This window comes from Flavobacterium nackdongense (genome assembly GCF_004355225.1).
GTDB lineage: Bacteria > Bacteroidota > Bacteroidia > Flavobacteriales > Flavobacteriaceae > Flavobacterium > Flavobacterium nackdongense.
Genome location: NZ_CP037933.1, coordinates 612,509 through 638,192, shown reverse-complemented (window position 1 = coordinate 638,192; position 25,684 = coordinate 612,509). Strand labels below are relative to the sequence as shown.

General features: G+C 36.7%; 20 protein-coding genes. 9 read left to right on the top strand and 11 right to left on the bottom strand.

What is annotated here, in order from left to right:
* Nucleotides 1-208 precede the first annotated feature (208 nt).
* From E1750_RS02535 to E1750_RS02525, 3 genes are all read right to left on the bottom strand, one after another.
* Nucleotides 209-1,645 carry an MFS transporter gene (locus E1750_RS02535; protein ID WP_133275255.1) on the bottom strand — a complete coding sequence of 479 codons (1,437 nt, stop codon included), beginning with the start codon at nucleotides 1,643-1,645 and terminating at the stop codon, nucleotides 209-211.
* A 390-nt stretch (nucleotides 1,646-2,035) separates the two neighbouring features.
* Nucleotides 2,036-3,427 (bottom strand): radical SAM protein, encoded by a 1,392-nt coding sequence (locus tag E1750_RS02530; RefSeq protein WP_133275254.1) that lies wholly within the window; start codon nucleotides 3,425-3,427, stop codon nucleotides 2,036-2,038.
* 5 nt (nucleotides 3,428-3,432) lie between these two features.
* Nucleotides 3,433-4,167, bottom strand: a complete 735-nt coding sequence (locus tag E1750_RS02525) for a prolipoprotein diacylglyceryl transferase (protein WP_133275253.1) — start codon at nucleotides 4,165-4,167, stop codon at nucleotides 3,433-3,435.
* 109 nt (nucleotides 4,168-4,276) lie between these two features.
* Between E1750_RS02525 and E1750_RS02520 the strand changes: the two genes are divergently transcribed.
* The 6 genes from E1750_RS02520 to E1750_RS02495 all read left to right on the top strand — a co-directional run bounded on the left by E1750_RS02520 (nucleotide 4,277) and on the right by E1750_RS02495 (nucleotide 10,170).
* A complete protein-coding gene (locus tag E1750_RS02520; protein ID WP_133275252.1) occupies nucleotides 4,277-5,893 on the top strand; it encodes an ABC-F family ATP-binding cassette domain-containing protein in 1,617 nt (538 codons plus the stop codon).
* 187 nt (nucleotides 5,894-6,080) lie between these two features.
* Complete coding sequence (gene pyrR, locus E1750_RS02515) at nucleotides 6,081-6,620, top strand: bifunctional pyr operon transcriptional regulator/uracil phosphoribosyltransferase PyrR (protein ID WP_133275251.1); 540 nt, start codon at nucleotides 6,081-6,083, stop codon at nucleotides 6,618-6,620.
* Between the two features lie 6 nt (nucleotides 6,621-6,626).
* Complete coding sequence (locus tag E1750_RS02510; RefSeq protein WP_133275250.1) at nucleotides 6,627-7,553, top strand: aspartate carbamoyltransferase catalytic subunit; 927 nt, start codon at nucleotides 6,627-6,629, stop codon at nucleotides 7,551-7,553.
* A 72-nt stretch (nucleotides 7,554-7,625) separates the two neighbouring features.
* On the top strand, nucleotides 7,626-7,958 hold the full coding sequence (locus tag E1750_RS02505) for a ribonuclease Z (RefSeq protein WP_133275249.1): 333 nt from the start codon (nucleotides 7,626-7,628) through the stop codon (nucleotides 7,956-7,958).
* 82 nt (nucleotides 7,959-8,040) lie between these two features.
* Nucleotides 8,041-9,093: an o-succinylbenzoate synthase gene (locus E1750_RS02500; RefSeq protein ID WP_133275248.1), complete on the top strand. Its 1,053-nt coding sequence runs from the start codon at nucleotides 8,041-8,043 to the stop codon at nucleotides 9,091-9,093.
* Nucleotides 9,094-9,117: 24 nt separating this feature from the next.
* Nucleotides 9,118-10,170, top strand: coding sequence for a S66 peptidase family protein (locus tag E1750_RS02495; protein WP_227873943.1), 1,053 nt, complete (start codon nucleotides 9,118-9,120; stop codon nucleotides 10,168-10,170).
* A 102-nt stretch (nucleotides 10,171-10,272) separates the two neighbouring features.
* Here the strand turns inward: E1750_RS02495 and E1750_RS02490 are convergent, their stop codons facing one another.
* The 8 genes from E1750_RS02490 to E1750_RS02455 form a co-directional block, all read right to left on the bottom strand.
* Complete coding sequence (locus tag E1750_RS02490; RefSeq protein ID WP_133275247.1) at nucleotides 10,273-13,728, bottom strand: PAS domain S-box protein; 3,456 nt, start codon at nucleotides 13,726-13,728, stop codon at nucleotides 10,273-10,275.
* Between the two features lie 192 nt (nucleotides 13,729-13,920).
* Nucleotides 13,921-14,394 carry a nuclear transport factor 2 family protein gene (locus E1750_RS02485; protein WP_133275246.1) on the bottom strand — a complete coding sequence of 158 codons (474 nt, stop codon included), beginning with the start codon at nucleotides 14,392-14,394 and terminating at the stop codon, nucleotides 13,921-13,923.
* A 799-nt stretch (nucleotides 14,395-15,193) separates the two neighbouring features.
* A complete protein-coding gene (locus E1750_RS02480; protein ID WP_133275245.1) occupies nucleotides 15,194-15,871 on the bottom strand; it encodes a peptidoglycan DD-metalloendopeptidase family protein in 678 nt (225 codons plus the stop codon).
* A 12-nt stretch (nucleotides 15,872-15,883) separates the two neighbouring features.
* Nucleotides 15,884-17,677: a chloride channel protein gene (locus E1750_RS02475; RefSeq protein ID WP_133275244.1), complete on the bottom strand. Its 1,794-nt coding sequence runs from the start codon at nucleotides 17,675-17,677 to the stop codon at nucleotides 15,884-15,886.
* A gap of 36 nt (nucleotides 17,678-17,713) precedes the next feature.
* Complete coding sequence (locus E1750_RS02470; protein WP_133275243.1) at nucleotides 17,714-18,388, bottom strand: DNA alkylation repair protein; 675 nt, start codon at nucleotides 18,386-18,388, stop codon at nucleotides 17,714-17,716.
* A 53-nt stretch (nucleotides 18,389-18,441) separates the two neighbouring features.
* Entirely contained in the window at nucleotides 18,442-20,124 is a 1,683-nt protein-coding gene (ggt, locus tag E1750_RS02465) for a gamma-glutamyltransferase (RefSeq protein WP_133275242.1), read from the bottom strand.
* Nucleotides 20,125-20,170: 46 nt separating this feature from the next.
* On the bottom strand, nucleotides 20,171-20,572 hold the full coding sequence (locus tag E1750_RS02460) for a hypothetical protein (RefSeq protein ID WP_133275241.1): 402 nt from the start codon (nucleotides 20,570-20,572) through the stop codon (nucleotides 20,171-20,173).
* Nucleotides 20,573-20,631: 59 nt separating this feature from the next.
* Nucleotides 20,632-21,216, bottom strand: coding sequence for an acyl carrier protein phosphodiesterase (locus E1750_RS02455; RefSeq protein WP_133275240.1), 585 nt, complete (start codon nucleotides 21,214-21,216; stop codon nucleotides 20,632-20,634).
* 225 nt (nucleotides 21,217-21,441) lie between these two features.
* On the opposite strand from E1750_RS02455, the gene glmM reads away from it, so the two are divergent.
* The 3 genes from glmM to E1750_RS02440 all read left to right on the top strand — a co-directional run bounded on the left by glmM (nucleotide 21,442) and on the right by E1750_RS02440 (nucleotide 25,395).
* Entirely contained in the window at nucleotides 21,442-22,842 is a 1,401-nt protein-coding gene (gene glmM / locus E1750_RS02450) for a phosphoglucosamine mutase (protein WP_133275239.1), read from the top strand.
* A gap of 306 nt (nucleotides 22,843-23,148) precedes the next feature.
* Nucleotides 23,149-23,904 carry a hypothetical protein gene (locus E1750_RS02445; protein WP_133275238.1) on the top strand — a complete coding sequence of 252 codons (756 nt, stop codon included), beginning with the start codon at nucleotides 23,149-23,151 and terminating at the stop codon, nucleotides 23,902-23,904.
* A gap of 387 nt (nucleotides 23,905-24,291) precedes the next feature.
* Nucleotides 24,292-25,395: a hypothetical protein gene (locus E1750_RS02440; protein ID WP_133275237.1), complete on the top strand. Its 1,104-nt coding sequence runs from the start codon at nucleotides 24,292-24,294 to the stop codon at nucleotides 25,393-25,395.
* Nucleotides 25,396-25,684: the final 289 nt, after the last annotated feature.

Here is a 25,684-nt window from a genome sequence, read left to right as displayed (position 1 = left end):
GTGAAGTTTTTTTTACCACATAGTTTTTATTATGCTTCCGGTAGCTATCAGAATATAGTTTTTGTTTTTAGAAAGCTTCGCTTTTGCATAGTATTCATAGTCCTATGTGCAAAAATAATTTTCTATGACAATCTTTTTTAACAATTTCGACTACTTTTCTATGTGGTTTAAATTAATTCTCACACAAAACCCAATAGAACCAAATTTATTAATGTCCTCCACTAATTTTTTGGTCAAAATCAATACCTTGAGTTCTCAAGATTCCACTCACTTTCCAAGCATAGAATGCTAAATAGGCAAAGCAAATAACACCGACAATATAACTACTTTGAATGCCAACGCTATCAGAAACAAAACCTTGTAACCAACTTACAATTCCACCACCCATAATCATCATAATCAAGAAACTACTTCCTTGACTGGTGTGTTTTCCTAAACCGCTCACCGCCAAAGTGAAAATACAAGGCCAAAGCGTGCTACAAAACAAACCTACACTAGTAAAGGCATAAACGCTAATCATTCCACTAGTAGCCATTCCTGTAAATAAGGCAACAATTCCAAGGGAAGAAAAAATAAGTAACATTCGAGCAGGATTTCCTTTACTTGCCATATCAGCGGCAATAAGTACTAAAATGATTAATCCATAAACATAGAAGGGAGTTAAGTCATGTTTGGCAATAGCATTGACCAATAGAAAAACACCAAAGGCTAAATAAGGAGCAATGAAACGTAGTATTTTTTGAGTGCTCATATTGTCCGTAAATGCCTCTACAGCTCCCGTCCAACGACCAATCATCAAACTCGCCCAATACAAGGAAATATAAGGTGCAATGTCGCCAATAGCAAAACCTAATTTGGTCTCCATATAAGCAGGCAGATTACTAGCAGTTGACACTTCAACGCCCACATAAAGGAAAATAGCGATCATTCCCATAACCAATTGCGGATATTGCAGCGCAGAATTTTTAGACGAACTGCCTTCTTCCACTGTTTCTTCGATCGTTTCCGGATGCTCCGGTAAAGAGGAAAATTTCAACAAAACAGCCACTAATAAAAAAGCCAATCCTAAAATCAAATAGGGGATTTTTACACTTTCGATACTCATATCTGTATTGCCTGAAGCGGCGGCGCCAAATATGGCAAAACTCACAATTAGTGGGCCTATAGTGGTTCCAAAATTATTAATTCCACCGGCTAAAGTTAATCGTTGTGAACCTGTTTTTATTGGGCCTAAAGCAATAGCTAGCGGATTAGCAACGGTTTGTTGTAATGAAAATCCTAAACCAACGGTGAATAAACCCGCAAGCATTAATGGGTATGAACCCGTATTGGCTGCAGGATAAAATAATAAAGTACCTAAAGCCGAAATGACCAATCCTAAGGCAAGACCGTTCTTGTAGCCTATTTTATTGACTAAATCTTTCCCAATCAATAAGGAAACACCCATATATAATAAGGAGCCGACTGTGTATGAGATGTAAAAAGCAATGGAGACAAACTGGCTTTGTCCTTGAGTTAAATCAAAGGCTTTTTTGAAAACTGGAATTAAGATGTCGTTACTTGCGGCAACAAATCCCCAAAAGAAGAAAACGGTTACTAGGGGTATAAATTGCCCCCAATTGGTTTTTGAACTGTCTGAAGTCATGGTAAATTTGGTTTTAAAAAATGATATAGTTATTAAAAAATTTTATAATCGTAAAAGTAGGGTTAATAAGAAAGAAAAAAAAATTTAAAAGAACAATTGTTGTGAAAATTAAACCAACTACTTCTTTTGGTCAACAAACCGTAATTTTCTTAAATTGGACTATATTTCTTTTTGTCAAATTCTATAATTAATTTAATGAGAAAGTTGCAAAACAAGTTCCAAAACCAATTACGAATGCAATCAAAGAATAGAGGATCAATTGCAATCCAAATTTTTTATTCTTTTCAGAAAATTGCATAAAAAAACCAATCATAAAAGTGAATGCACTTAGTAAAGTCACTAATGCACTTATTGTCCATATAATACCCATATCTATTATTTTTAAGTTTGTTAAACAAGATTCATTTTTTCTCGAATATCGTCAATTTTATGGTCTCTGTAAAACAGATTCATTGTCTCAAAAGGTATTATTTTCATTTTATCACTAACAATATGCACACAGGATTTTTTGACTGCACGAACATCAAAATCGTGAGCATCCATAAAATTCATAATCAGAATTCGAAATAAATTGTCATAATGCAGTGAATCCGATTGGACCCTTGGCAAACAACACATTAATTCGTTGAATTCACCTTCGGCACAATCTACCGAAATACCAGTGCTAAAGAGATTTAACATATGCGTCTTAAGTTTTTCATCGTGTTCAAAAACAATGGTATTTTTTGAATTATTCAGTAAATCTTCCGGATTTATCAAATGTGTCATCGGAAAAACATCGCCATCCACTTTCAATGCATACGCCATACATAAAGCATCAGGATTACAGGGAACGGGAATTAAATCTTCGGGTTTGAAAAGTGGATATTGCTCGTAGATTTTCCTTCGAACTTCTGTCAGCGTTATTCTTCCCGAAGTATCGTCATAATTGTCATTTCTTCCCGCCACTTGTGTGGGTTGAAAAGTTATGCCTCGTACACATTTTTGCTGTAAAGCATAGTCAATTAGTTGTCCAATTTCGTCATCGTTTTCCCCTTTTTGAATTGTTATTACTAGCGTTGTCGAAATATTAAATTGATTCAAATGTTCGATGGCTTTTTTACGAACATAAGTTAAATCTTCTCCTCGCAATTTTTGTAACACTTCAGGTTTGAAACTGTCAAATTGCAAATAAATCTCGAAATCAGGCATATAAGAGGCCAGTTTTTCCACAAAATGGATGTCTTTGGCGATTCGAATGCCATTAGTATTTAACATCAAATGTTTGATAGGTTTGCTTTTGGCAATATCCAAAATCTTGAAAAAATCTGGATGTACGGTTGGTTCTCCTCCTGAAATCTGAACCACATCGGGCTCTCCTTCATTGGCTACAACAACATCAAACATTTTATCGATTTCATGCAAAGTTCGGTGTCTGCCATAATTGGGAGACGAATTGGCATAACAAGTTGGGCATGTAAGGTTACATCTATCGGTAACTTCTATTACTGTCAAGCAAGAATGCTGTTCGTGATCGGTGCACAAACCACAATCATAAGGACAACCATAATGTACTTTAGTATTGAATTTCAAAGGCATTTCCGATTGCTTATTATAGTTTCTAATTTGCTTATAATAATTGATATCATCTGCAATCATCGCTTTCATTTCGCCGTGTTCTTTGCAGTGTTTTAACATATAAACTTTACCGTCTTGAAAGACTATTTTGGCATCAATAAGTGCCAAGCAGTTTGGGCAAAGGCTCTTGGTGTAATCGTAATAGATGTAATCTCGGGTTTTCATTAATTTTATTTTAGGTTTTTTAAGCGCAATATAAACTTCCAATAATATCCAAATATTAATAAGCAACTCCATTGAATGCTGCTCAAATGTAAGTATAAAGAATGATAAGGCTTTATAAATTCTACTGAAAATCGAAATAAAAAGTACAAAACCATAAACAATTTGAATCGGTCACCATTGATTAATGATTTGCCCTTAAGCAGTTGAAAAAGGATCAAAAGTATAACCATAAATGCCATTTCGTATAAGGCTACAGGATGTCTTTTTAAACCGTCTCCCAAATTCATTCCTGTAAAAAAAGTAGTTTCGATGCCATAAGTGGGTTCAGCAATTCCCATTAAAAAGCAACCCATTCTGCCTATAAATAGCGCGACGACAATCGGAATTACATAAATGTCACCCGATGCGATTTTTACTCCAATCATTTTTTTAATGATTTCCACGCCAAACAATCCGCCAAGAAACCCACCGGCAACGGTTTTATTTTGGTAGAAAACCAATAGGGTTTGATTGGTAATTTCAGATGGATTTTCTAGCATTGCTATAATTCGGGAACCTAATAATGCACCAATCATTGCGCCGATTAGAATGTATAATCGGTTAATTTCTGATATAGGATCTTGTATTTTTCTTTTTTGGAAATAGTACAATCGAATGCCGACAAAAAAAGCAAGTGTTTCAAAGATAAAATGCCAATAGGATGCTTGACCAGAGATTTGAAACTGAAAAGGGAATGTCATTTGATAAAATTAGTAATAGAAATGTGAAGATAAACTAATTGTTCTTTTTGAGTTTAAAATAAAGCCACTTTTTTTTGTACTTTTGCAAAAAATTTCTAAAATTCACTTTATGTTATCCATCAATAATTTATCAGTTCAGTTTGGCAAAAGAATTTTGTTCGACGAAGTAAATACGGTTTTCACTCAAGGAAATATTTACGGAGTTATTGGCGCAAACGGAGCGGGAAAATCTACTTTTCTTAAAATCATTACGGGTGATATGGATCCTACCTCGGGAAATATCCACCTCGAACCTGGTAAGAGAATGTCAGTCTTGAATCAGAATCACAATATGTTTGATGAGCATACCGTGCTCGAAACCGTGATGATGGGAAACAAGGTTTTGTATAAAGTAAAAACCGAAATGGATGCTTTGTATCTGGATTATTCGGATGAAAATGCGGATAGAATAGGCGAGTTGCAAGTGCAATTCGAAGAAATGAATGGTTGGAATGCCGAATCGGATGCTGCTTCGATGCTGTCGAATCTTGGTATCAATGAGGATAATCATTACACTATAATGGCTGACTTGGAAGGAAAAATGAAAGTGCGTGTGCTTTTGGCGCAAGCCCTTTTTGGAAATCCTGATTTGTTGATTATGGATGAGCCAACCAACGACTTGGATTTTGAAACCATCGCTTGGTTGGAGAATTTCCTAGCGAATTATGAAAATACAGTAATTGTTGTATCGCACGACCGTCACTTTTTGGACGCGGTCTGTACGCATATTTCGGATATCGATTTTGGTAAAATCAATCACTATTCTGGGAATTATACTTTTTGGTATGAATCGAGCCAATTAGCTGCCAAACAACGTGCGCAACAAAACAAAAAAGCTGAAGAAAAGAAACAAGAATTAGAAGAGTTTATCCGCCGTTTTTCGGCGAATGTGGCCAAATCAAAACAGGCTACTTCTCGTAAAAAGATGATTTCTAAATTGAATATTTCCGAGATAAAACCATCAAGTCGTCGTTATCCTGCGATTATTTTTGACCAGGAGCGCGAAGCAGGTGACCAAATTCTGAATGTACAAAACCTAAGCGCTTCGGTTGATGGAGAGCTTTTGTTCAAAGGAGTCGATTTGAATATGGCCAAAGGCGATAAAATTGTACTTTTCTCTAAAGACTCTCGCGCCACCACTGCATTTTATGAAATCTTAAACGGAAATCAAACTGCCGATTCAGGAACTTATGATTGGGGAGTTACCACAAATCAAGCTTATTTGCCTGGTGATAATCACTCGTTTTTCGAAAGCGATTATTCCTTAGTGGATTGGTTGCGTCAATGGGTAAAAACCGAAGAAGAACGTGACGAAGTAAACATTCGTAGTTTCTTGGGGAAAATGATTTTCTCCGGTGAAGAAGCTTTGAAAACCTGTAATGTATTGTCAGGTGGAGAAAAAGTACGTTGTATGTTGTCTCGAATGATGATGGAAAGAGCCAATGTTTTAATGATTGACGAACCAACAAATCACTTGGATTTGGAATCGATTACCGCATTTAATAACTCGCTAAAAAACTATAAAGGATCTGTTATTTTCACTACGCATGACCACGAGTTTGCTCAAACGGTAGGAAATAGAGTAGTGGAGTTAACACCAAAAGGAGCTATCGACCGATATATGACTTTCGATGAATACTTGGATAACGAAGGCGTTCAGGAATTAAGAACAAAAATGTATTCTTAATTAGAGAATAGAAAATAGATAAAAGAATATAGACTTAATCCCGCTGCTAGCTAGCGGGATTTTTTATGAAAGGCAATTTTTTGATTTCGGGTGAAATTTATTTATTAAAATTCGGATTTTTTTTCGAGAATTCAAATTTGAGTGTTGCAAAAAAAGTTTATCTTTACATCCCAAACAACACTTCGTTATGAGTCAAAAAGTATTGCTCACTTCCAAAGAAGTCAATATCATTCTGCACCGTTTGGCCTGTCAGTTAATCGAGAAACATCTTGATTTTTCCGATACTATTTTGATTGGTATTCAGCCTCGTGGCACTTTTTTGGCAGAGCGGCTAAAAGATATGTTGGTCAACGATTATGCAATACCAAAAATTGCTTTGGGGTATTTAGATATCACTTTCTTTAGAGATGATTTTCGCAGGACCAACAAACCCTTAGAAGCCAACAAAACTCAAATTGATTTTATCGTCGAAAACAAAAAAGTCGTTTTTATTGACGACGTTTTATATACCGGTCGAAGCATTCGGTCGGCTTTGACTGCCATTCAATCCTTTGGCAGACCCTCAGAAATCGAATTATTGGTGCTTATCGATCGTCGTTTTAGTCGTCATTTGCCTATTCAACCCGATTTTCGTGGTCGTCAGGTCGATGCGTTCAATGACGAAAAAGTGCAGGTGTGTTGGAAAGAACAGGACGGTGAAGATGCCGTTTATTTAATTAATAAATAATAGAAAATGAGCGAGTTAAGTGTAAATCATTTATTAGGAATAAAATATATCAACAAGCAAGATATTGACCTCATTTTTGAAACTGCCGATCATTTTAAAGAAGTTATCAATCGTCCCATCAAGAAAGTACCTTCGCTTCGTGACATTACCATTGCCAACATCTTTTTCGAAAATAGCACCAGAACCAAATTGTCCTTCGAATTGGCTCAGAAGCGTTTATCGGCGGATGTAATCAGCTTTTCGGCAGCGCAATCTTCGGTTAAAAAAGGAGAAACTCTCATAGATACCGTAAACAATATCCTTTCGATGAAAGTCGATATGGTCGTAATGCGACATTCCAATCCCGGAGCGGCTCATTTTTTATCTCAAAATGTAAAAGCCAGTATCGTCAATGCGGGAGACGGAGCGCACGAGCACCCCACACAAGCTTTGTTGGATAGTTATTCCATTCGCGAAAAATTAGGCGAGGTGGCTGGCAAAAAAGTGGTTATCGTTGGTGATATTTTGCATTCCAGAGTAGCCCTTTCAAACATCTATGCTTTGCAAATGCAAGGTGCCGAAGTCAAAGTTTGCGGCCCCAAAACTTTAATTCCGAGATACATTGAATCACTTGGTGTTACGGTTGAACCTAATTTGCGTAAAGCGCTAGAATGGTGCGATGTAGCCAATATGCTTCGCGTGCAAAACGAAAGAATGGATGTCAATTTTTTTCCATCAACTCGGGAATATGCCCAACAATACGGATTAGATAAAACCTTGCTCGATTCCCTGAATAAAGAAATCGTAATTATGCACCCCGGCCCAATAAATAGAGGGGTCGAAATCACCTCAGATGTTGCCGATTCCAAGCAATCGGTAATTTTGAACCAAGTCGAAAATGGAGTGGCCATTCGAATGGCGGTAATTTATTTGTTGGCATCCAAAATTCAATAATTATTATTGCGCTATCCATTTTCAAAGCACAAGTTTTCTTTGTACATTAGCAATACTTTAAATTTTAACGTCATGAAGGTAGAACAAAAAGGGCATACTGTTATCCTAAAAGATACTCAAGGTGATTTGGATTCATTTCGTTTGAAATTGACTAACGAGTACAAATCGTTTCAAAAAAGCAATATCATTGTCGATGTAAGCAAGTATAAAGCCTTATCTATAAAGGAGATTGAAAGTTTCTTGCCCATTTCGAAAACACATAAAAAAGAAAAAAAATCATTTATTATCGTCACCGCTGAACCAGATTTTAATGCCGTGTCAGACCGACTTGCCGTGGTTCGTTCCTTACAAGAAGCGCACGACATTATCGAAATGGAGGAGATTGAGAGAGATTTAGGGTTTTAAGCTCCCTAACCCCCGAAAGGAGAACACTTTCTAAATGAATACTTCCTTAAAAGTGATAACTGAAAACTTCTAACTTCCACTGTTGAAAGCAACCTACCATAAATACATGCTCAGCTTCAAGCGACCTTCAGGAACCTCTCGCGGTGTGATGACCGAGAAAGAAACTTGGTTTATCGTTCTCGAAAAGGACGGCAAAATAGGAATAGGCGAGTGCGGTATCTTAAGAGGATTAAGTGCTGACGACCGACCCGATTACGAAGCCCAATTGCAATGGACCTGTGACCATATTCAGTTGGGTGAAAACCAACTTTGGGAAGCCTTATTGGAGTTTCCTTCGATCCAGTTTGGAGTAGAAATGGCGTTCCAATCTTTGAGGAGTGAAACGCCCTTTTTACTCTTTCCTTCTGACTTTACAAAAGGAGAAAGAAGCATCGATATCAACGGTTTGGTTTGGATGGGTGAGGAAGCGTTTATGAAGCAACAAATCGAAGAAAAATTAGCCGATGGTTTCCGTTGTGTGAAACTCAAAATTGGTGCTATAGATTTCGATAAAGAACTGCAATTATTGGGCTATATTCGGCAACATTTCAGCCCGGACCAAGTCGAGATCCGGGTCGATGCTAACGGTGCTTTTGATACAACTTTGGCTTTAGATAAATTAAATCAATTAGCTGAATTTAAGTTACATAGTATTGAGCAACCCATCCAAAAAAACAATACTGACAGGATGGCAGAACTGTGCAAAATCACTCCAATTCCCATTGCATTAGACGAAGAGCTCATTGGTGTCTTTTCGCTAGAAGAAAAAGAAGCTTTATTGCAAAAAATACAGCCGCAATACATCATTTTGAAGCCTAGTTTTGTGGGTGGTTTTCGTGGGACTAAAGAGTGGATTTTGCTAGCCGAAAAGTACCATATCGGCTGGTGGATTACCTCGGCTTTGGAGTCGAATATCGGGTTGAATGCCATCGCACAATGGACGTTTTTGCAACGGAATTCGATGCCACAAGGACTCGGAACCGGGGCTTTATACACCAATAATTTTGATTGCCCGTTGCAGGTAGCAGCAGGTCAATTGTGGTATCAAAAAGAACTGGATTGGAAGTTTAATTTGAATGTTTTTTCAGATTTCTAAAAAAAAATAGTAGTATTGTACTCTATGATAAAACCACTTCTAAGAAATCCAAAACAATTGGCAGTAATGGGCATCCAACTGCTTTTTATGACTGCTTTTGTGCAGTGTAAATCCACATATCAAACTATGAAACAAGGCAATTTAGTTCGTCAAGATCAGAACAAACCACAAACGACTGCATTTGTAAAACCACCCTATTTGAAACAAGGCGACACCATTATGATTGTCGCTCCAGCGGGTTTTGTTCCCGATTCTACCGAGATCGAACCCGGAATTGAATTGGCCAAAAGCTGGGGATTGGAAGTGATTGTCGGTAAAAACGCCTTTAAAAAACACAATCATTTTGCCGGAACCGATGCAGAACGTCAAAGCGATTTGCAATTGGCATTGAATGACAAAAAAATAAAAGCCATTTGGTGTTCGAGAGGAGGCTATGGAACCGTTCGTATCATTGACCAACTCGATTTTACCACTTTCGAAAAGTATCCCAAATGGGTCGTTGGCTATTCCGATATTACTACTTTACATACTACGATTCACAATTTGGGATTTGCCACCATCCACGCCACTATGCCCGGAGGAATGAAACGCGCCTCTGCCGATGCCAAACAAACCTTGTATAAAGCTTTATTTGGTTACAGTTATGGATTCGAAATTCCAACGAATCCCTTGAATAAGTTAGGAAGTGCCAGCGGCATTCTCATAGGCGGTAATTTGTCAATTGTCAATTCGATGATTGGCAGCGTTTCTGAAGTTAATTTGTATGACAAAATCTTGTTTATCGAAGATGTGGGCGAAGATTTGTATCGCATAGACCGTATGATTTACACCTTGAAACGAACAGGAGCGCTAAAAAATCTGAAAGGGCTCATCGTTGGCGATTTTGATTATGACGTTGAAAAAGACACTTTGTTTGGTGGAACACACCGTGAAATTATTCTGAATGCAGTCAAAGAATACAATTATCCAGTAATTTTCGATTTTCCTGCAGGTCATATTCGAGACAATCGATCCTTGATTTTTGGCAAAGAAATCACAATTGATGTGAATGCAAACCTTTCGAAAGTGAGTTATTGATTTATTTTTTTTGAGCAAATCAGCAGCTTATTTGTATCGTGGGTTTCGTTTCTAGAAAGTCCAGAACCGCAAGTAAGTATTATAGTATTGTATTTCAACTCCCTATCCACCTTTTATTTTACTAAAATACTTTTGTATCAACTTGCTCAAAGAGCTGATGTTTATGGGTTTAGAAATGTAATCGGTACAGCCAGCTGCGATGGCCTGATCGTGATCGCTTTGCATGCCGTTGGCGGTTTGGGCAATAATTACTAGGTCTTTGTTGAATTTCCTGATTTGCTGGGTCGCCTCATAACCGCCCAATTCAGGCATATTGATGTCCATCATAACCAAATCGATATCGGGATTATTTCGGCAGGCTTCTATGGCTTCAAAACCAGTGCTTACTTTTAGAATATTATTACTAAAAGGTTTTACCGCAATAGTGATAAGAAGTTTAGATATCGGGTCGTCTTCCACAATGAGAACCTTCAAGTTATTGATTTTGTTTTCCTCATTTTCAGCGTCATTGGTTTGTTCGATCTGGATTTTTGCCTCAGGAATATAGTCCGAATGGTAGGGCAAGGTAAAATAGAAAGTACTTCCAATGGCTTCTTGGCTTTCGACCCAAATTTTTCCGCCTAACATTTCGACATAGGCTTTAGAAATAGCCAAACCTAAACCGGAACCTTCGTGTGTTCGGCCAATAGTATCATTGGCTTGTCTAAATCGTTCGAAAATGATTTTCTTTTGTGAATCGGAGATGCCTAAGCCAGAATCTTTCACGAAAAACTCTAAATAATCGCCCTTTTTTGCACAGCCAAATTCAATGAATCCTTCATTTGTAAATTTGATTGCGTTTTTGATCAGGTTGGTGAGAATGGCATATAATTTTTCTCGATCGGTATGGATATAGGAGTGATGCTCTGCTAATTCTTTTGTCAATCGAAGCGTAATATTTTTTTGCGAGGCTTCCGGTTTGAAAAACGTGAATAAGTACTCTATTTGTTCATTTACATTGGTTTCAGAGGAAGTAACCTCAATTTGTCCTGATTCTACTTTTGAAATACTAATGATATCATTGATTATATTGAGCATACGTTTGCCACTTTTCTCAATGATTTTGATGTATTCTTGCTGTATATCGTTGGATAAACTTTTGTCTTTTAATAATTCAGTAAAACCCAGAATACCATTCATCGGCGTGCGAATCTCGTGACTCATATTGGCTAAGAAAGCCAATTTTAATCGGTCACTTTCTTCGGCTTTTTCTTTGGCTTTGATTAATTGTTGCTCAATCAACTTCCGTTCGGTGATATCCTCCTTGATAGCGATATAATGTGTGGTAATTCCTTGTGAATTTAAAATAGGCGAAATAGAGGCAGACTCCCAATACAGTGTGCCATCTTTTTTCTTGTTATGAAACTCTCCAAACCATTCACTGCCAGAAGAAATGGTCTGCCATAAATGTTTGTATTCTTCCAGACTGGTATGACCTGATTTTAATATTCGCGGATTTTTGCCTATACTTTCCTGAAATGTGTATCCGGTAGTTTCGATAAATTTGGGGTTGACATATTCAATATTCCCCAAAGTATTGGTAATTACGATAGCCACTGGACTTTGCTCGACCGCTTGCGAAAGTTGTTTGATTTTATCCTGCGTTCGTTTGCGCTCGGTAATATCGTGAATGATGACTTGTACAGCATTTTGATGTTCGAAAACGGTAGGAATCGCTTTTAATTCGGCATATACGGTTTCGCCTTGTAAGGTCAGGAGTTTTTCTTCCACGATTTGAGAAGCGTTTTCATCCATTATGACTTCTTTCATTCTTTGAATGACACTTTCAATACTATCCGGATGAATGAATTCTAATACGCATTTTCCAAGGATTTGATCGGCAGTATTTGCGCCAACAATTCGCAAGCCCTCTGCATTCACATACGTAATTTTGTCCTGAACATAAGTCACAATGCCATCGGGAGAATTTTCAACAAGTCCGCGGTATTTTTCTTCGCTTTCGCGCAATAATTCCTCAGCCAATTTTCGCTCCGTAATATCGGTTACGATACCAATGGTGCTGGTGATTTGATTGTTTTTGTCTTTAATGGCCGAAACAGAGGATTCGCCCCAAAATATAGATTTATCTTTTCGAATGTATCGTTTTTCTATTTGATATTTATCGATTTCACCCGTATGTATTTTTTTTAACCAAAATTTACTTTTCTCGATGTCTTCTGGGTGCGTTACCCCAAAATTCTTCATTTTGCTGTACTCTTCGCGAGTGTATCCCGTCATTTTCAACCACCAATTGTTGAATTCTAAAAAATTACCTTCAATGTCAGCCACAATAATTCCAGAATTGGCCAAATTGAAAATATTTTTCAGTTTTTCTTCGCTTTTTTTGAGGGCTTTTTCGGCTATTTTTCGCTCCGTTACGTCTTGAATTGAACCGATCATCGTGAGTGGATTTCCGTCTTGATCGAAGGTAACTTCACCCATTCCGTGAACCCAGCGCACTTCTTTCGTATCAAATCGAAGTATTTTATATTCTTTATTAAAATTAATTCTTTGGCCTAAGACTTCGTTGTTCAGATAATCCGTCATTATGGCGACCCAATCAGGATGGAGCAAAGAAGTCCAAGATTCGATGTTTTTTTCATAATTTGCATCAATGCCAAAAATCGAATTGAGCACCACCGAACTGGTCCATTTTCCTGTGGTAAAATCCAAAAAATAGGAGCCAAGATGAGCAATCATCTGGGTTTGACTTAATAGTTTTTCGTTAGCAATTAATTTTTCTTCGGCAAGTTTACGATCGGTGATGTCTCTAGCCAGAATAATAAATCTTGGATTTGAAGGGGTGCTGGTTTTTATGAGTGAAACCGAAAGTTCAAACCAATGCTTGCCTTGAGGCAATTGCAAAGCATATTGTTTTCCTATAGACCACCCAATTTTATGCGCTTCGTGTATGGCTTCAAAACAAATTTCAGCTACTTCGGGAGGCAAATAATTTTGGAAAAATCCCCCGATTATTTGATCCGGAGCTACTGCAAGTAAATCTTCCCGATGGGCTTGATAATAGAATATTTGTCCATCTAATCCCACTTCAAAAAGTAAATCTGGAATTGCCCGAAGGATCGTGGTTAGTTTTTCTTGTGTTTTTCTGGAGTTTAACTCAATAGATTTGCGTTCTGTAATGTCCCTGGTAATATTCATCACAGCAGGTTCATTGTCGTACGAAATCAGTTTGGTTTCGACTTCGACTATTCTCATATTTCCTTGTTTGTCGCGGATAATGGTTTCGAAATCGGCTTTTCCTTGTTCGAGAATAGCAGCAATTCTAGCTTGTTTTATGGCTTCATCTATTTCTTCAATAGCATTTATATTCATATTCAAAAGCTCATTCTTGGTATAGCCAAATAGCTCCGAGGTGGCTTGATTTGCTTCAATAAAATTGCTTATTTTTCCCTTAAGATCTATTCTAAAAATGGTGATGCTATCTCTATTAGAATCGAAAAAGATACTGTACTTGTCTTTAGTAATTGTCGCTTTTTTGAGGTCGTTTTTTGTTTTCATACAAGTTAGGAAGAAGCTATTTTTTTTAATCCAAAACGCAAACTAGATGTACTTTACGCAGTGATCACAATAGTATTCAAAATTAATCAAAAATATCTTTAAATCAGAATGAAAACAAAGACAATTTTAATCATTGTTAACTGCCTCATTGCTACAACTAAAGCGGAAATACAAAGTGAATGCTTGATTATTTCAGGAAGTGGTTTCGGAATATTTTTGGAGTGATTTCCGCGCTTTTTCTTGAATTTTTTGCTGCATATATCCGGTCCAGCCTAGGAGTAATCCTTTGATTCCCAAAGCTTGTTGTGACCATTTCCAAAGATCAAAATCATCGGTATGCTTGACAATCAAACCCTCTTTGAATTGAAATTTTGCCGAAATTGAATTGACAATTTTGCGGTTGTTTTCGCTAAAATTATACTTGGCAATCCAAAAAGCAGATCCAATATGGTCGTTGGCTTTGACTTCGGAAAAACTGATATCGATATTTCCTTTGCCCCGTTCGAGTAGCATTTTCCACATTTTGCAGACCTGTTCGCCTTTTAATAATCCAAAAGCAGGATCGCGAAATTGAATTTCAGGATGGTAACATTCACACATTGAAGTAACATCCGAATTGGCAAAGGCGGTGTAGAATTTTATGATCGTGGTTTCGTTTGCTGTCATTTTGAAATAGTAATAAAAACTCGTTGGGTGAAATTATTAAATTTTTAGAAATAGTAAAATTGAAACGCATAGAATCATAGAAAAAAGAGTTGGATAGCCCAGTTCTTGGGTTCACATAGCTATGATTTACTAAAATCAAGCGAAGCGTCTTAATAAAATTAATAAAAAACTATGATTCTATGTGTTTAAAAAAAATTAAATTGAATTACACCCAACGGGTTAATAAAAGTAAAACTAAGGATTATTTTTTTATTTCTATGCAAATAGTAGTTTTTTGCTCTTTAATTTGAAAATAAACTAATTCTATTCACTGTTATCCGATGAAATGCAAGTATAGTCCCTACGGGACAAATTTACTATTCGTAATCCTCTCGCTACCAACATTTAACTTCTACGAAGTATGCTCCGTTAGGAGCAAAATATTGGTAGTCAAAAAACAAGTCATTCGCCCTCTAATGTCCCGTAGGGACTATATTTGTTGGAGATTTTAGTTTCATTACAATTTTAATCGGACAACATTGAATTCTATTCTCTATTTTAAAGCATGGTGTTAGCATGGCATTCGCGTTTAAAATTTTCACGCACGAATTGCACGAATTAGCACAAATTTTATTACTATTTTAAATTAAATTCTACGAATTTTGGTTGTTTTTAAGATTTCGTGTAATCAAAACAGATCGAAATCTGTGTCAATTTGTGACCCGAGCGATTGCGAACAGGCGAAGCAAATTCGTGTCAATTTTTTTTAAAAGCGAATGCTCTGTCGTGTTGGAAATTAAGACCACGATAAATGTGGTTTTTATTTAATTTTCAACAGCAAATTGGGGTCAGGGCAATTCTCTAAATAATAAGTCAAATCTTTTTTACTGCAAACTCCGGGATAATCACCAACATAATCAGCTATATTTTTGATGATTTGAAAATGCAAATGCGGGGAATAGCCACCATTTACAGCCGAATCACCTAAAGTGCCCAGCGGTTCTCCTTGGCGGAAAGCGGTTCCGATGGCTAGTTTTTCAATACTTTCGAGCGCTAAATGGCCATACAAAGTATAGAAAATTTGATTATCGATACAGTGTTCTAAGATAATTGTTGGACCATAATTTCCGGAGCCAGCATTGAAATTAAAGCTGTGAACTATTCCGTCAACCGCCGCCAGAATTGGGGTTCCAGCCTTTATCCATAAATCCATACCGATGTGCATGTTTCTTTTTTCCGATTGTTCGCCCTCAAAAAGCGTTCTATTGTCATAGAGATTTCTTTCTTCGTTATAGCCACCGAAAGCGATTTTTGCATTGTTTTTGTGGAGATGATTTTCGATAAATAGTTCAAAATCTTGCGGATTTTTCAGGTCCATTTGGGTCAAATTTGTGTTCCAAACCGACAAATCAATTGGAGTGTAATGCATGTAAGGGATCGATTGGTCAATGACTTTGACATCCTTTAGTTTTAAAAATAGACTTTCTAATGTTGGCATACAATCCATAAATTATTCGATAATCATTGATTTTAACTTCCTTCTGTAGGCTTCAAGGGCTATGCGTTTGGATATAAAACCATAATATTTGCCGTTTTTGGCTACCGGTAGAAAGGACACTTTTGTATTTTCGAATTTGTTCATAACCGTTTCCATACTATCGGCCGGGTAAATAATATCCGAAGGTTTTTTCATAATATCTTTAATCAAGGTATATTTTACGCGGTATTGGTTGAAAATAATTTCCCTAATATCGTTAAAATGAACCACGCCAAGTAATTCGTTCTCTGGATTTACAACGGCGAACACCACTTGATTAGAGTGCGATATTAAATCGACTAATTTCTCTAAGGTATCCTGAGCGGCAATCGTTAAGAAATCCGTTTGGATAACCGCATTTATATCCAAATTAGAAAGGACATTAGCATCTTTGTTACTGGTGAAAGCATTTCCTTTTCGAGCCAAATTTTTGACATCAAGCGAATGTTTTTCAAACCGTTTTGAAATGGCAAAACTTATCGAAGCCACCATCATCAGAGGAATCATCAAGGCATAACCTCCTGTAATTTCCGCAATTAAGAAAATAGCGGTTAGCGGAGCATGAAACAAACCACTTAGAATCCCTGCCATTCCAACTAAAGTGAAGTTACTTACCGGCAAATTCGTTAATCCCGTAAGGTTCAAAAACTTGGAAAAGAAGAATCCAACGTACGATCCTAAAAATAGAGAAGGAGCAAAGTTACCCCCGTTTCCGCCGCTTCCGAGTGTAATTGCTGTGGCAAAAACCTTTAGCATCAATGTGGCTCCCACAAAAAGCAGCAAGGCCCAACTATTGTTTCTAAAACTGCTGAACAAGGTATTCTCCAACAGTATTCCGGGGTCTTTTTCAGATAATGTTTTGATACTTTCATAGCCTTCGCCAAAAAGTGTTGGAAAAATAAAAATAAGAATGGCTACAATTGAAGCGCCAATTAAAGCCTTTTTGTACGGTTTCAAGCGCAGTCTAGCAAAAAAATGTTCTACCCTTTGAAAATTTCGAGAGTAGTAGACCGCTATAAATCCGGTACATAATCCAAGTAAAATATAGTAAGGAATATTATGGTAATTGAAGGTTTGCTGTTGTTTGAAGGATAATAATATGGTTTCGTCCAAGACAATTTCAGAGACCAAGGCTCCTGTTGCAGCGGAAATCATTATCGGGGTAAACGCAGAAATACTCACATCGACCAACAAGACTTCGATAGCAAATAAAACCCCAGCAATCGGAGCATTAAATGCCGCTCCAATGCCTGCTGCTACTCCGCAACCGATAAGGAGCGTTCGGTCTTTATAGCCCAGTTTGAATCTTTGAGCGTAGTTCGATCCAAAGGCAGCGCCAGTAATAACAATGGGACTTTCCAAACCTGCGGAACCTCCCAAACCTACGGTCAACGAGCTTGTGACGATTTGCGCATACATTTGTTTTCTTGGAATAATACTGGCTTTTTTGGCTACGGCATACAATATTTGAGAAGTTCCCTTCTCGATAGTTCCGCCGAGAAATTTCTTGACTACAAAAACGGTTAACATAATCCCGATGACCGGTAATACTATTTTGATGTAGCCGTATTTAAAAATGCCCGTATTACTGGTTAGGTAGGTAGCAAAAAGGAAGACCCAATGCGCAAAGGTTTTCAAAACGATCACCGCAAACGCGGCTAAGATGCCCACCAAAATACTGGAAACAAAAATAAACTGCTTGTTGGTCAGCTTAATTTGTGCTAAATCAGTGAGGCTTTCAAGTCTATGTATTATTTTTTTTATCATTTTCGTTTTGAGATGGAATACAAAAATATCAATATTTTAATCCAAAATTATATTTCGCAGTGCTTCTTTTGTGCTTAGTGGTTTTAAATTGGTATTTGTTACATATTCCTGAACCGCCTTTGGATTCGATTTCCCGTATTCTCGCAAGGCCCAGCCGATGGCTTTTTGAATAAAAAATTCTCTAGAATTTTTATGCTTTTCACATTCAGATTGTAGCCCATCGAAATTGGTTTTCAATTTGTAACTCAATTGAAAGAGAATCGCACTCCGGTTAAGCCAGATATTTTCGGAATCCGAAAAACGCTTGATTACCCTTACGGTTTCGGATGGAAATTCGACTAGGTATTGGCCCAAAATATATTTGGCGATGGTATCAACACTGTCCCACCAGGAGTTTATTAGGATTAGTTTTTCGATGAGATGAATGTCTTCTTTTTTGTAGTTTCCTTTGAGTTGCTTTACTAAAATTTCAATGGCGCAATAGTGAAGCTCTCGTTCTTTTTTTGTGTAAAGTTCTAAAGCAATGGTTCTTGGATTATCTGCAATTTCATTTTTATATACCATCCAGATATCTTTGAAAATTTGTCTTCTTTGCTCCGTTTTTATTCCAAAAAACGTAAAATGATTCCGCATATACTTTGCCATTGCAAACGCATTTTCGGGATTAGCCTTTTCTTTAAAAGCGGATTCTAATTGGGTGGTAAAATTCATATTATAAAAATTCAAAATCTGCAACCTGAAATCTGCAACCTAAAATCTAAAATCTAAAATCCTGCTGCAGTGTCATCTCCTCTTTTATCAGCGCCGCCTTCTAATTTTCCATTAGGCAAAACCAAAATGGCATCTACTTTTCCAATCACAGGAGTGGTTTTCTCATTGATGATATACCCTTTGGTTTTCAAGGCATCAAAGGTTTTGGTGTCGAAAGTATTGGGCTCAAAAGTAATCACATCAGGCAACCATTGATGGTGAAAACGAGGCGCATTCACCGCTTCCTGCATACTCATTTTGAATTGAGAAACATTCAAGATCGTTTGCAAAACCGAAGTGATGATAGTCGAACCACCCGGAGTTCCAACGACCATAAATAATTGGCCATTTTTTTCGACTACGGTCGGTGTCATCGCACTCAACATCCTTTTTTGTGGCGCAATACTATTGGCTTCGCCACCCACTAAACCAAACATATTGGGTGTACCCGGTTTGGCACTAAAATCATCCATTTCGTTGTTTAGGAAAAAGCCCAATGCATCGCAATAGTATTTGGAACCAAATCCGTCGTTAAGAGTCGTCGTTGCTGCAACAGCATTACCAAACTGATCGACGATTGAATAATGCGTGGTTTCGGTACTTTCGTTATATGTGACTTTGCCTTCTCGAATATCGGAAGATAAGGATGCTTTGTCGAAACTAAAGTTGGACATTCTTTCCTTTAAATACTTTTCCGAAATCAGGGCTGCAACAGGGATTTTTACAAAATCAGGATCGCCTAAATACACACTTCGGTCGGCGTAAGCTCTGCGTTCGGCTTCGACGATGACTTGAATCGCTTGGGTCGAATTGTGTCCCATTTGAGCTAGGTCATAAGGTTCCACCATTTTAAGAATTTCAGCTAGACAAATTCCTCCACTGCTGGGTGGCGGCATCGATATGATTTTTAAATCTTTGTAGGTAAAACTGATTGGTTTTCTCCATTTGGCTTCGTATTTTGCCAAATCTTCCATAGTAATAATGCCTCCTTTTTGTTGCAAATACGTTACTAAGATTTTAGCTGTTTCTCCTTTGTAAAATTCGTCTCGACCGTTTTTAGCAATTCTTTTTAGGGTGCTGGCCAAAGCGGGGTATTTTATGGTATCTTTTTCTTTTAATGTATTAGAAAAAAGCGAGTTAGTGCCATTTACTTTTACAATAGCTTCGTGGTAATTTTTCAATTGGTTTTCCTGTTTTTTGGTCACAATAACCCCTCTTTCGGCTATGGCTATTACAGGTTTTAAGATTTCTGCTATGGGCAAAGAACCTAGTTTTTTGTGTACTTCAAACACGCCAGCTATTGTTCCGGGAACGCCAATGGCCAAAGCCGTTTCGAGACTTTTTCCTTTGATTACATTTCCATTTTCATCCAAAAACATATCTTTTGAAGCGGCCAAAGGCGCTTTTTCACGGTAATCCAAAGAGCCTATTTCTCCATTCGCTTTTCGATACACCATAAAACCGCCACCTCCAATATTCCCTGCATAAGGATAAGCGACTGCCAAAGCCAATTCGGTAGCCACCATAGCATCAAAGGCATTGCCTCCTTTTTTCATGATTTCGACACCAATTTTCGAGGCTTCTTCACGTGCCGAAACCACCATTGCTTTTTGGGTAACAAGTCCCGTTTGCGCAATAATGCGCATGGGTTTGAAACCGAAACTGATGATTAGGAATAGGATAATTGTTTTTTTCATTTTGATTTAATTTCGAATGTATTATTTAGGACAAAGCTATTCTTAACTAATTGTTGATTTTTCTGCATTTTATTTTTTCTGTCATTTTATATTGCGATTCATTTGCTGTTGAATAATAAATTTTAATTACATCACATTCACAATCACCTTTCCTTAAAGTTAAATCTATAATTCTTGGGCCTAAGGGATGATTTCCACGTCCCCAATTTATTTCTTTAAATCCTCTGTTTATAAGTTTTTCAGCTAAAATCAATTTTTCATTTTTATCATTAGCTATTTTTTCAGTTGTAGTATCGTATAAATCGGGTAATTCAATAAATTTCTCCTCACAATTTTCAATTGCAAAGTCAACTATTTTATCGTTAAAATCTTTCTTAGACTTTGTTTTCTCTGTTTGGGAATATGAAATTATTGAAAACAAAAGAAACAGGATAGAGATATTTTTCATTTTACTGTTATTTTTTAAAAAACCTATTTACTATCAAGTATTTAATCTGTAAAATTTTTTCATAAAGTCTGTATTTTCAAATTTGTATGTGCAATTATTGCATCAAAAAATATGGTGAATTCCTGCTCAAATTCCGCATAATAAGTTCTCAACTCAGCCACTGAAAGGCGCATAATCGAATCGCGTTTCATCCGGTTGTCCATTTTTTCTAGAATAAAGGCAATCCCATCGATAGTTTGGTAGCTCATTAACCAGTTTTGCTGAATCAGATATGGCAGCATTTTTTGGGTTTTCTCATTCAGCAACTCGTAATTATCCCGCAAGGATTGATAAAAACGTTCGGTGTACTGCTCTAAAGATTCCTCTGAATAAGAGCTCCAGTTTTTGGCCAAGAAATGATCGTAAAAAATATCTACAATGATGCCTGAATAATGATGATAATTGGCGTGCAATCGTTTGGTGCTTTGCCTAAAAATAGGATGAGCATCGGTAAAAGTATCAATCTCACGATGCAAAATAATGCCTTTTTGAATCTCCTTTGGAAAATGATCAAAGTGTTTTCCATGAATACCATCGGCCATAAAATTGCCAATCTTCATTAAATCGTTTTCACCAGAAAGATAAATGTGGGCTAGGAAATTCATTTTAGAGTGTAGATTTTAGATTTCAGATTGGACTTCTCAATTTCCCTTTTTTTGCTAAAATTATGATTTTAATTGTAATGTGATAAAGATATAAAAAAACACGAAGCCTTGATATTTTTAAAAGAGTTAGTAACTTATAAAATAAGACTTATTAAATACATAACTTTTTTATATTTGTATTCGAAATCTGCAATCTAAAATCTGCAATCTAAAATCTAAAATTATATGACTTTAATAAAATCTATTTCAGGAATTCGGGGAACTATTGGCGGAAAAGTAGGGGATAATTTGACTCCGGTTGATGCCGTAAAATTTGCTTCGGCCTATGGAACCTGGCTTCGTCAAAATTCCAAAAAAGAAAACCCAAATTCCAAATTGAAAGTAGTGGTCGGCAGAGATGCTCGTATTTCGGGACCCATGATTCATAATTTGGTAGTGAATACCTTGGTGGGTTTAGGGATTGACGTGGTCGATTTGGGTCTTTCGACAACACCCACGGTGGAAGTGGCTGTTCCGCTAGAAACTGCCGATGGTGGAATTATTCTAACGGCTTCACACAACCCAAAACAATGGAATGCCTTGAAGTTATTGAATGAAAAAGGAGAATTCTTAAACGGCATCGAGGGAGAAAAAATCCTTCAAATTGCCGAAGCCGAAGCATTCGATTTTTCGGATGTGGACAGTTTAGGCGAAATCATTGAAAATGATGCTTATATGGATATTCATATCGATGAAGTATTGAACTTGCCTTTGGTCGATATCGAAGCGGTAAAAGCAGCTCAATTCAAAGTGGTAGTTGACGGTGTAAATTCATCTGGAGGTATTATTATTCCGAAATTGTTGGAATTGATGGGCGTGGAAGTGGTGAAATTGTACTGCGAACCCAACGGTCATTTTCCACACAATCCAGAACCTTTGAAAGAACATTTGACCGATATTTCGGAATTGGTGGTCGAAGAAAAAGCGGATTTAGGAATCGTGGTAGATCCCGATGTAGACCGTTTGGCTTTCATTTGCGAAGACGGTGAGATGTTTGGCGAGGAATATACATTGGTAGCTTGTGCCGATTTTGTTTTGGGAAAAACACCAGGTAATACGGTTTCGAATATGTCCTCGTCTCGCGCTTTGCGTGATGTGACGAATGCACACAAGGGAAGCTACGAAGCCAGTGCGGTTGGCGAAGTGAATGTGGTGGAATTGATGAAGAAAAACAATGCCATCATTGGTGGCGAGGGTAACGGCGGAATTATTTATCCTGAATTGCATTACGGCCGTGATAGTTTGGTGGGCGTGGCTTTATTCCTGACACATTTGGCTAACAAGAAAATGACAGTTTCTGCCTTGAGAGCTTCCTATCCGGAATATTTTATGAGCAAAAACAAAATTGAATTGACGCCACAAATCGATGTGGATGCGATTCTGGTAGCCATGACCGAAAAATACAAAAATGAAGACATCACTACCATCGACGGGGTAAAAATTGATTTTGCCGAAAATTGGGTGCACCTTCGTAAATCCAATACAGAACCCATTATCCGTATTTATACCGAAGCAGCTTCACAAGAAAAAGCCGATGCTTTGGCCTTGCGAATTATTGACGAAATAAAAGCAATCGCAGGAATATAAATTCTCAATTTTATACTTTATAACCCTTTTAAAATTTATTTTTGAAAGGGTTTTTTCTTGCTCATAATTTTAATATTTGTAATTAAAATTATCAAATATTCTAAAGTTGACTAAAAAATTGTATATTTATCCAATATATTATGAAAATATATCCTATTTTGGTAATTAAGAAGGCGATTCATTAATAGGGAGTTCATAGTGCTCTTTGCTTTTTTATTGTAGATTTTATTAATTCGGTAACAATTTTTAAACGCAATTAATCTATTACTAAACCACTCATAAATTAACCATTAAACCTTAGAAATCATGAAAAAATCAATTTTTATTAGCGTCGCTTTATTTGCTTTTTTAAGTTTTACAAATCAATTATTTGCGCAAGAGGCAGCAGCTCTTCCTACTCGAACAAAAAGTAATCAAACCAACGAAAAAACAGCAAGTTACGATTTAAAGAAAAATGTCAAAGCAAGAGTAGTGCCGTCGGATACGGGTTGCACAATTATTTTTGAAAGTATTCCGTCAAGTTCAGCAGATGCCGCAGGCGGAATGGCAACTTCAAAAAAAGGATATGATTATTACAAAACACTATCCACATTTAGTGTAAGCGCTTCAGACGATGCTGTGACCGAAGTAAAAAGCCCTAGGGATGCTTCAACTGGTATGGCATTAGGCAAGAGGATGTCTAGTTCGACGACAGCTTCAAGTTCCGATGCGGCAATGTCAAGCGCTTCGGGTGGTGGTGCTGGAAAAGCTACTTTCAAAGAGTTTACTATTACAAAACGATGTGGAGGAAAAACTACCAAAATTTCGTGTGATGGTGATGTTTGTGAAATACCAACAGGCGATTGTCCCAACGGAGATTGCGCTATTACTGCGGAATGGAGTTGGGGAATGTCACAAAGTGGTACAATGTCATCGGGTTCTGGCGCTAGAGGAAAAAGCCGTAGCGCTGTAGATTTTTTCTTAAAAATAGAAGATGGAGTTTGTACAGCAATGGCAATTAACGAAAAAGGGTTGCCTGGAGAAAAGAAACCTAATACAAAAACTTCAAATAATCCAAAATAAAAAATTAAAAAAAGGAAGTAGCGATGCTTCCTTTTTTTATTCTAAATAGTAATCTGATATTTTTTTTCACCTATTTCATTAGTCAATATTATGAAAAAATATACATCCCATTTTTCAGATCGATTAAATTTTTCAATAAGTAACTCGTTGGGTGAAATTATTAAATTTTTAGAAATAGTAAAATTGAAACGCATAGAATCATAGAAAAAAGAGTTGGATAGCCCAGTTCTTGGGTTCACATAGCTATGATTTACTAAAATCAAGCGAAGCGTCTTAATAAAATTAATAAAAAACTATGATTCTATGTGTTTAAAAAAAATTAAATTGAATTACACCCAACGGGTAATAAGTAGTTTTATTTTTAAACTATCAGTAAGAAAGAAAATCTTGATACTACTAGTACTATGCTCAACAACTAATTTAGTGGCCCAAAAAGATGTAATTCAAAAAAAAGATTCAACAGAAATACGCTGTAAAGTACTTGTACAGACTCCCACGATATATACTTATGCTTATGTCAATGGAAAAAATAAGGTAAAAAAGTCAACCATTTTATTGTCGGAAGTTGAAAATGTTACCTATACTAAATTTGATAAAAATATAGTAGAGGACAAAATTTTTACTGATCTACCTCCAGTAGTTTTCGCAGAAGAACCCGTAAAGTCCTATCAATATTCAGCGGCTTTGGGTTTAAATTTGAGCAATATTTTAGAATTCAATGCGCCTTCAGGGCCAGATAAAAATAGTTTTTCGGCCACTAGTGCCTTAGATTTAGGATTGGATTATTATAAGGAAGGGAGTCGTTTTGCAATGACAAATGAACTTCACTGGACACTTGGTATTCAAAAAGATGGAATTTCAGGAAGCGATAGAATTCAACGAGTAACAGACGATTTGCTTACCCTTCACGATTTCTCGTATACCTTCAGTAAAAACAGTAAATGGAATGCCAATTTAATTGTAAAAAATAGCACATCGATTTTTACAATTTATGATGGTGACTATTTTAAAGACTACAATAACAATGGAAAGATTCAGGGATTTTTAAATCCATATCAGGTAATTTTATCACCCGGAATAAAATACCAACCTAATGAATATTTCAGACTTTCCCTTTCACCATATTCGGTTAGTTTGTATGGATTAACCAGTCAGCAAATTGCAAATACTGGGTTTTACACCCAAACTTTTGATTCTTTCGGAGATTATGATTTATTTGTTTTTGACCAACTTGGCGCCGAACTCAATATTTGGTATGACCGAAAGTATAAGAAATGGTTAGAAATGCAATATCGTTTGGGATTTTCTTCAGATTATCTAACGGATACTGATATTAGTATTTTGATGGATGGAATGTTTATCACAAAAGTCAGAATATTCAAAAACCTATTTATCACCCATCGCGCAATTTTGAAGGGGGATTTGTTACAAACACCATTGAAACCCTATTACAAACAAACTATTTTGTTGAGTTTTGCCAAAAGTTTTTGAAAATTTTGGATAAATGCTTCCTAATTTCGGCATTCGCTTTTAAAAAAAGTTAACACAGATTTGCTTCGCCTGTTCGCTATCGCTCGGGTCACAAATTTACACAGATTTCAATCTGTTTTGAGTGCACGAACTTTTAAAAACAACTAAAATTCGTGAAATTTAATTTTAAAAAATAATACAATTTGTGCTAATTTGTGCAATTCGTGTCTGAAAATTTTAAACGCGATCGCCCTGATCCTAATTTCGGCGTTTTTAAAATAACTAAAATTAGGTATCTTTGACCTCAAAT

Coding starts and splice junctions, on each gene's coding strand:
- E1750_RS02535 (WP_133275255.1), bottom strand. CDS start 1,645: ATGACTTCAGACAGTTCAAAAACCAATTGGGGGCAATTTATACCCCTA.
- E1750_RS02530 (WP_133275254.1), bottom strand. CDS start 3,427: ATGAAAACCCGAGATTACATCTATTACGATTACACCAAGAGCCTTTGC.
- E1750_RS02525 (WP_133275253.1), bottom strand. CDS start 4,167: ATGACATTCCCTTTTCAGTTTCAAATCTCTGGTCAAGCATCCTATTGG.
- E1750_RS02520 (WP_133275252.1), top strand. CDS start 4,277: ATGTTATCCATCAATAATTTATCAGTTCAGTTTGGCAAAAGAATTTTG.
- pyrR (WP_133275251.1), top strand. CDS start 6,081: ATGAGTCAAAAAGTATTGCTCACTTCCAAAGAAGTCAATATCATTCTG.
- E1750_RS02510 (WP_133275250.1), top strand. CDS start 6,627: ATGAGCGAGTTAAGTGTAAATCATTTATTAGGAATAAAATATATCAAC.
- E1750_RS02505 (WP_133275249.1), top strand. CDS start 7,626: ATGAAGGTAGAACAAAAAGGGCATACTGTTATCCTAAAAGATACTCAA.
- E1750_RS02495 (WP_227873943.1), top strand. CDS start 9,118: ATGATAAAACCACTTCTAAGAAATCCAAAACAATTGGCAGTAATGGGC.
- E1750_RS02490 (WP_133275247.1), bottom strand. CDS start 13,728: ATGAAAACAAAAAACGACCTCAAAAAAGCGACAATTACTAAAGACAAG.
- E1750_RS02485 (WP_133275246.1), bottom strand. CDS start 14,394: ATGACAGCAAACGAAACCACGATCATAAAATTCTACACCGCCTTTGCC.
- E1750_RS02480 (WP_133275245.1), bottom strand. CDS start 15,871: ATGCCAACATTAGAAAGTCTATTTTTAAAACTAAAGGATGTCAAAGTC.
- E1750_RS02475 (WP_133275244.1), bottom strand. CDS start 17,677: ATGATAAAAAAAATAATACATAGACTTGAAAGCCTCACTGATTTAGCA.
- E1750_RS02470 (WP_133275243.1), bottom strand. CDS start 18,388: ATGAATTTTACCACCCAATTAGAATCCGCTTTTAAAGAAAAGGCTAAT.
- ggt (WP_133275242.1), bottom strand. CDS start 20,124: ATGAAAAAAACAATTATCCTATTCCTAATCATCAGTTTCGGTTTCAAA.
- E1750_RS02460 (WP_133275241.1), bottom strand. CDS start 20,572: ATGAAAAATATCTCTATCCTGTTTCTTTTGTTTTCAATAATTTCATAT.
- E1750_RS02455 (WP_133275240.1), bottom strand. CDS start 21,216: ATGAATTTCCTAGCCCACATTTATCTTTCTGGTGAAAACGATTTAATG.
- glmM (WP_133275239.1), top strand. CDS start 21,442: ATGACTTTAATAAAATCTATTTCAGGAATTCGGGGAACTATTGGCGGA.
- E1750_RS02445 (WP_133275238.1), top strand. CDS start 23,149: ATGAAAAAATCAATTTTTATTAGCGTCGCTTTATTTGCTTTTTTAAGT.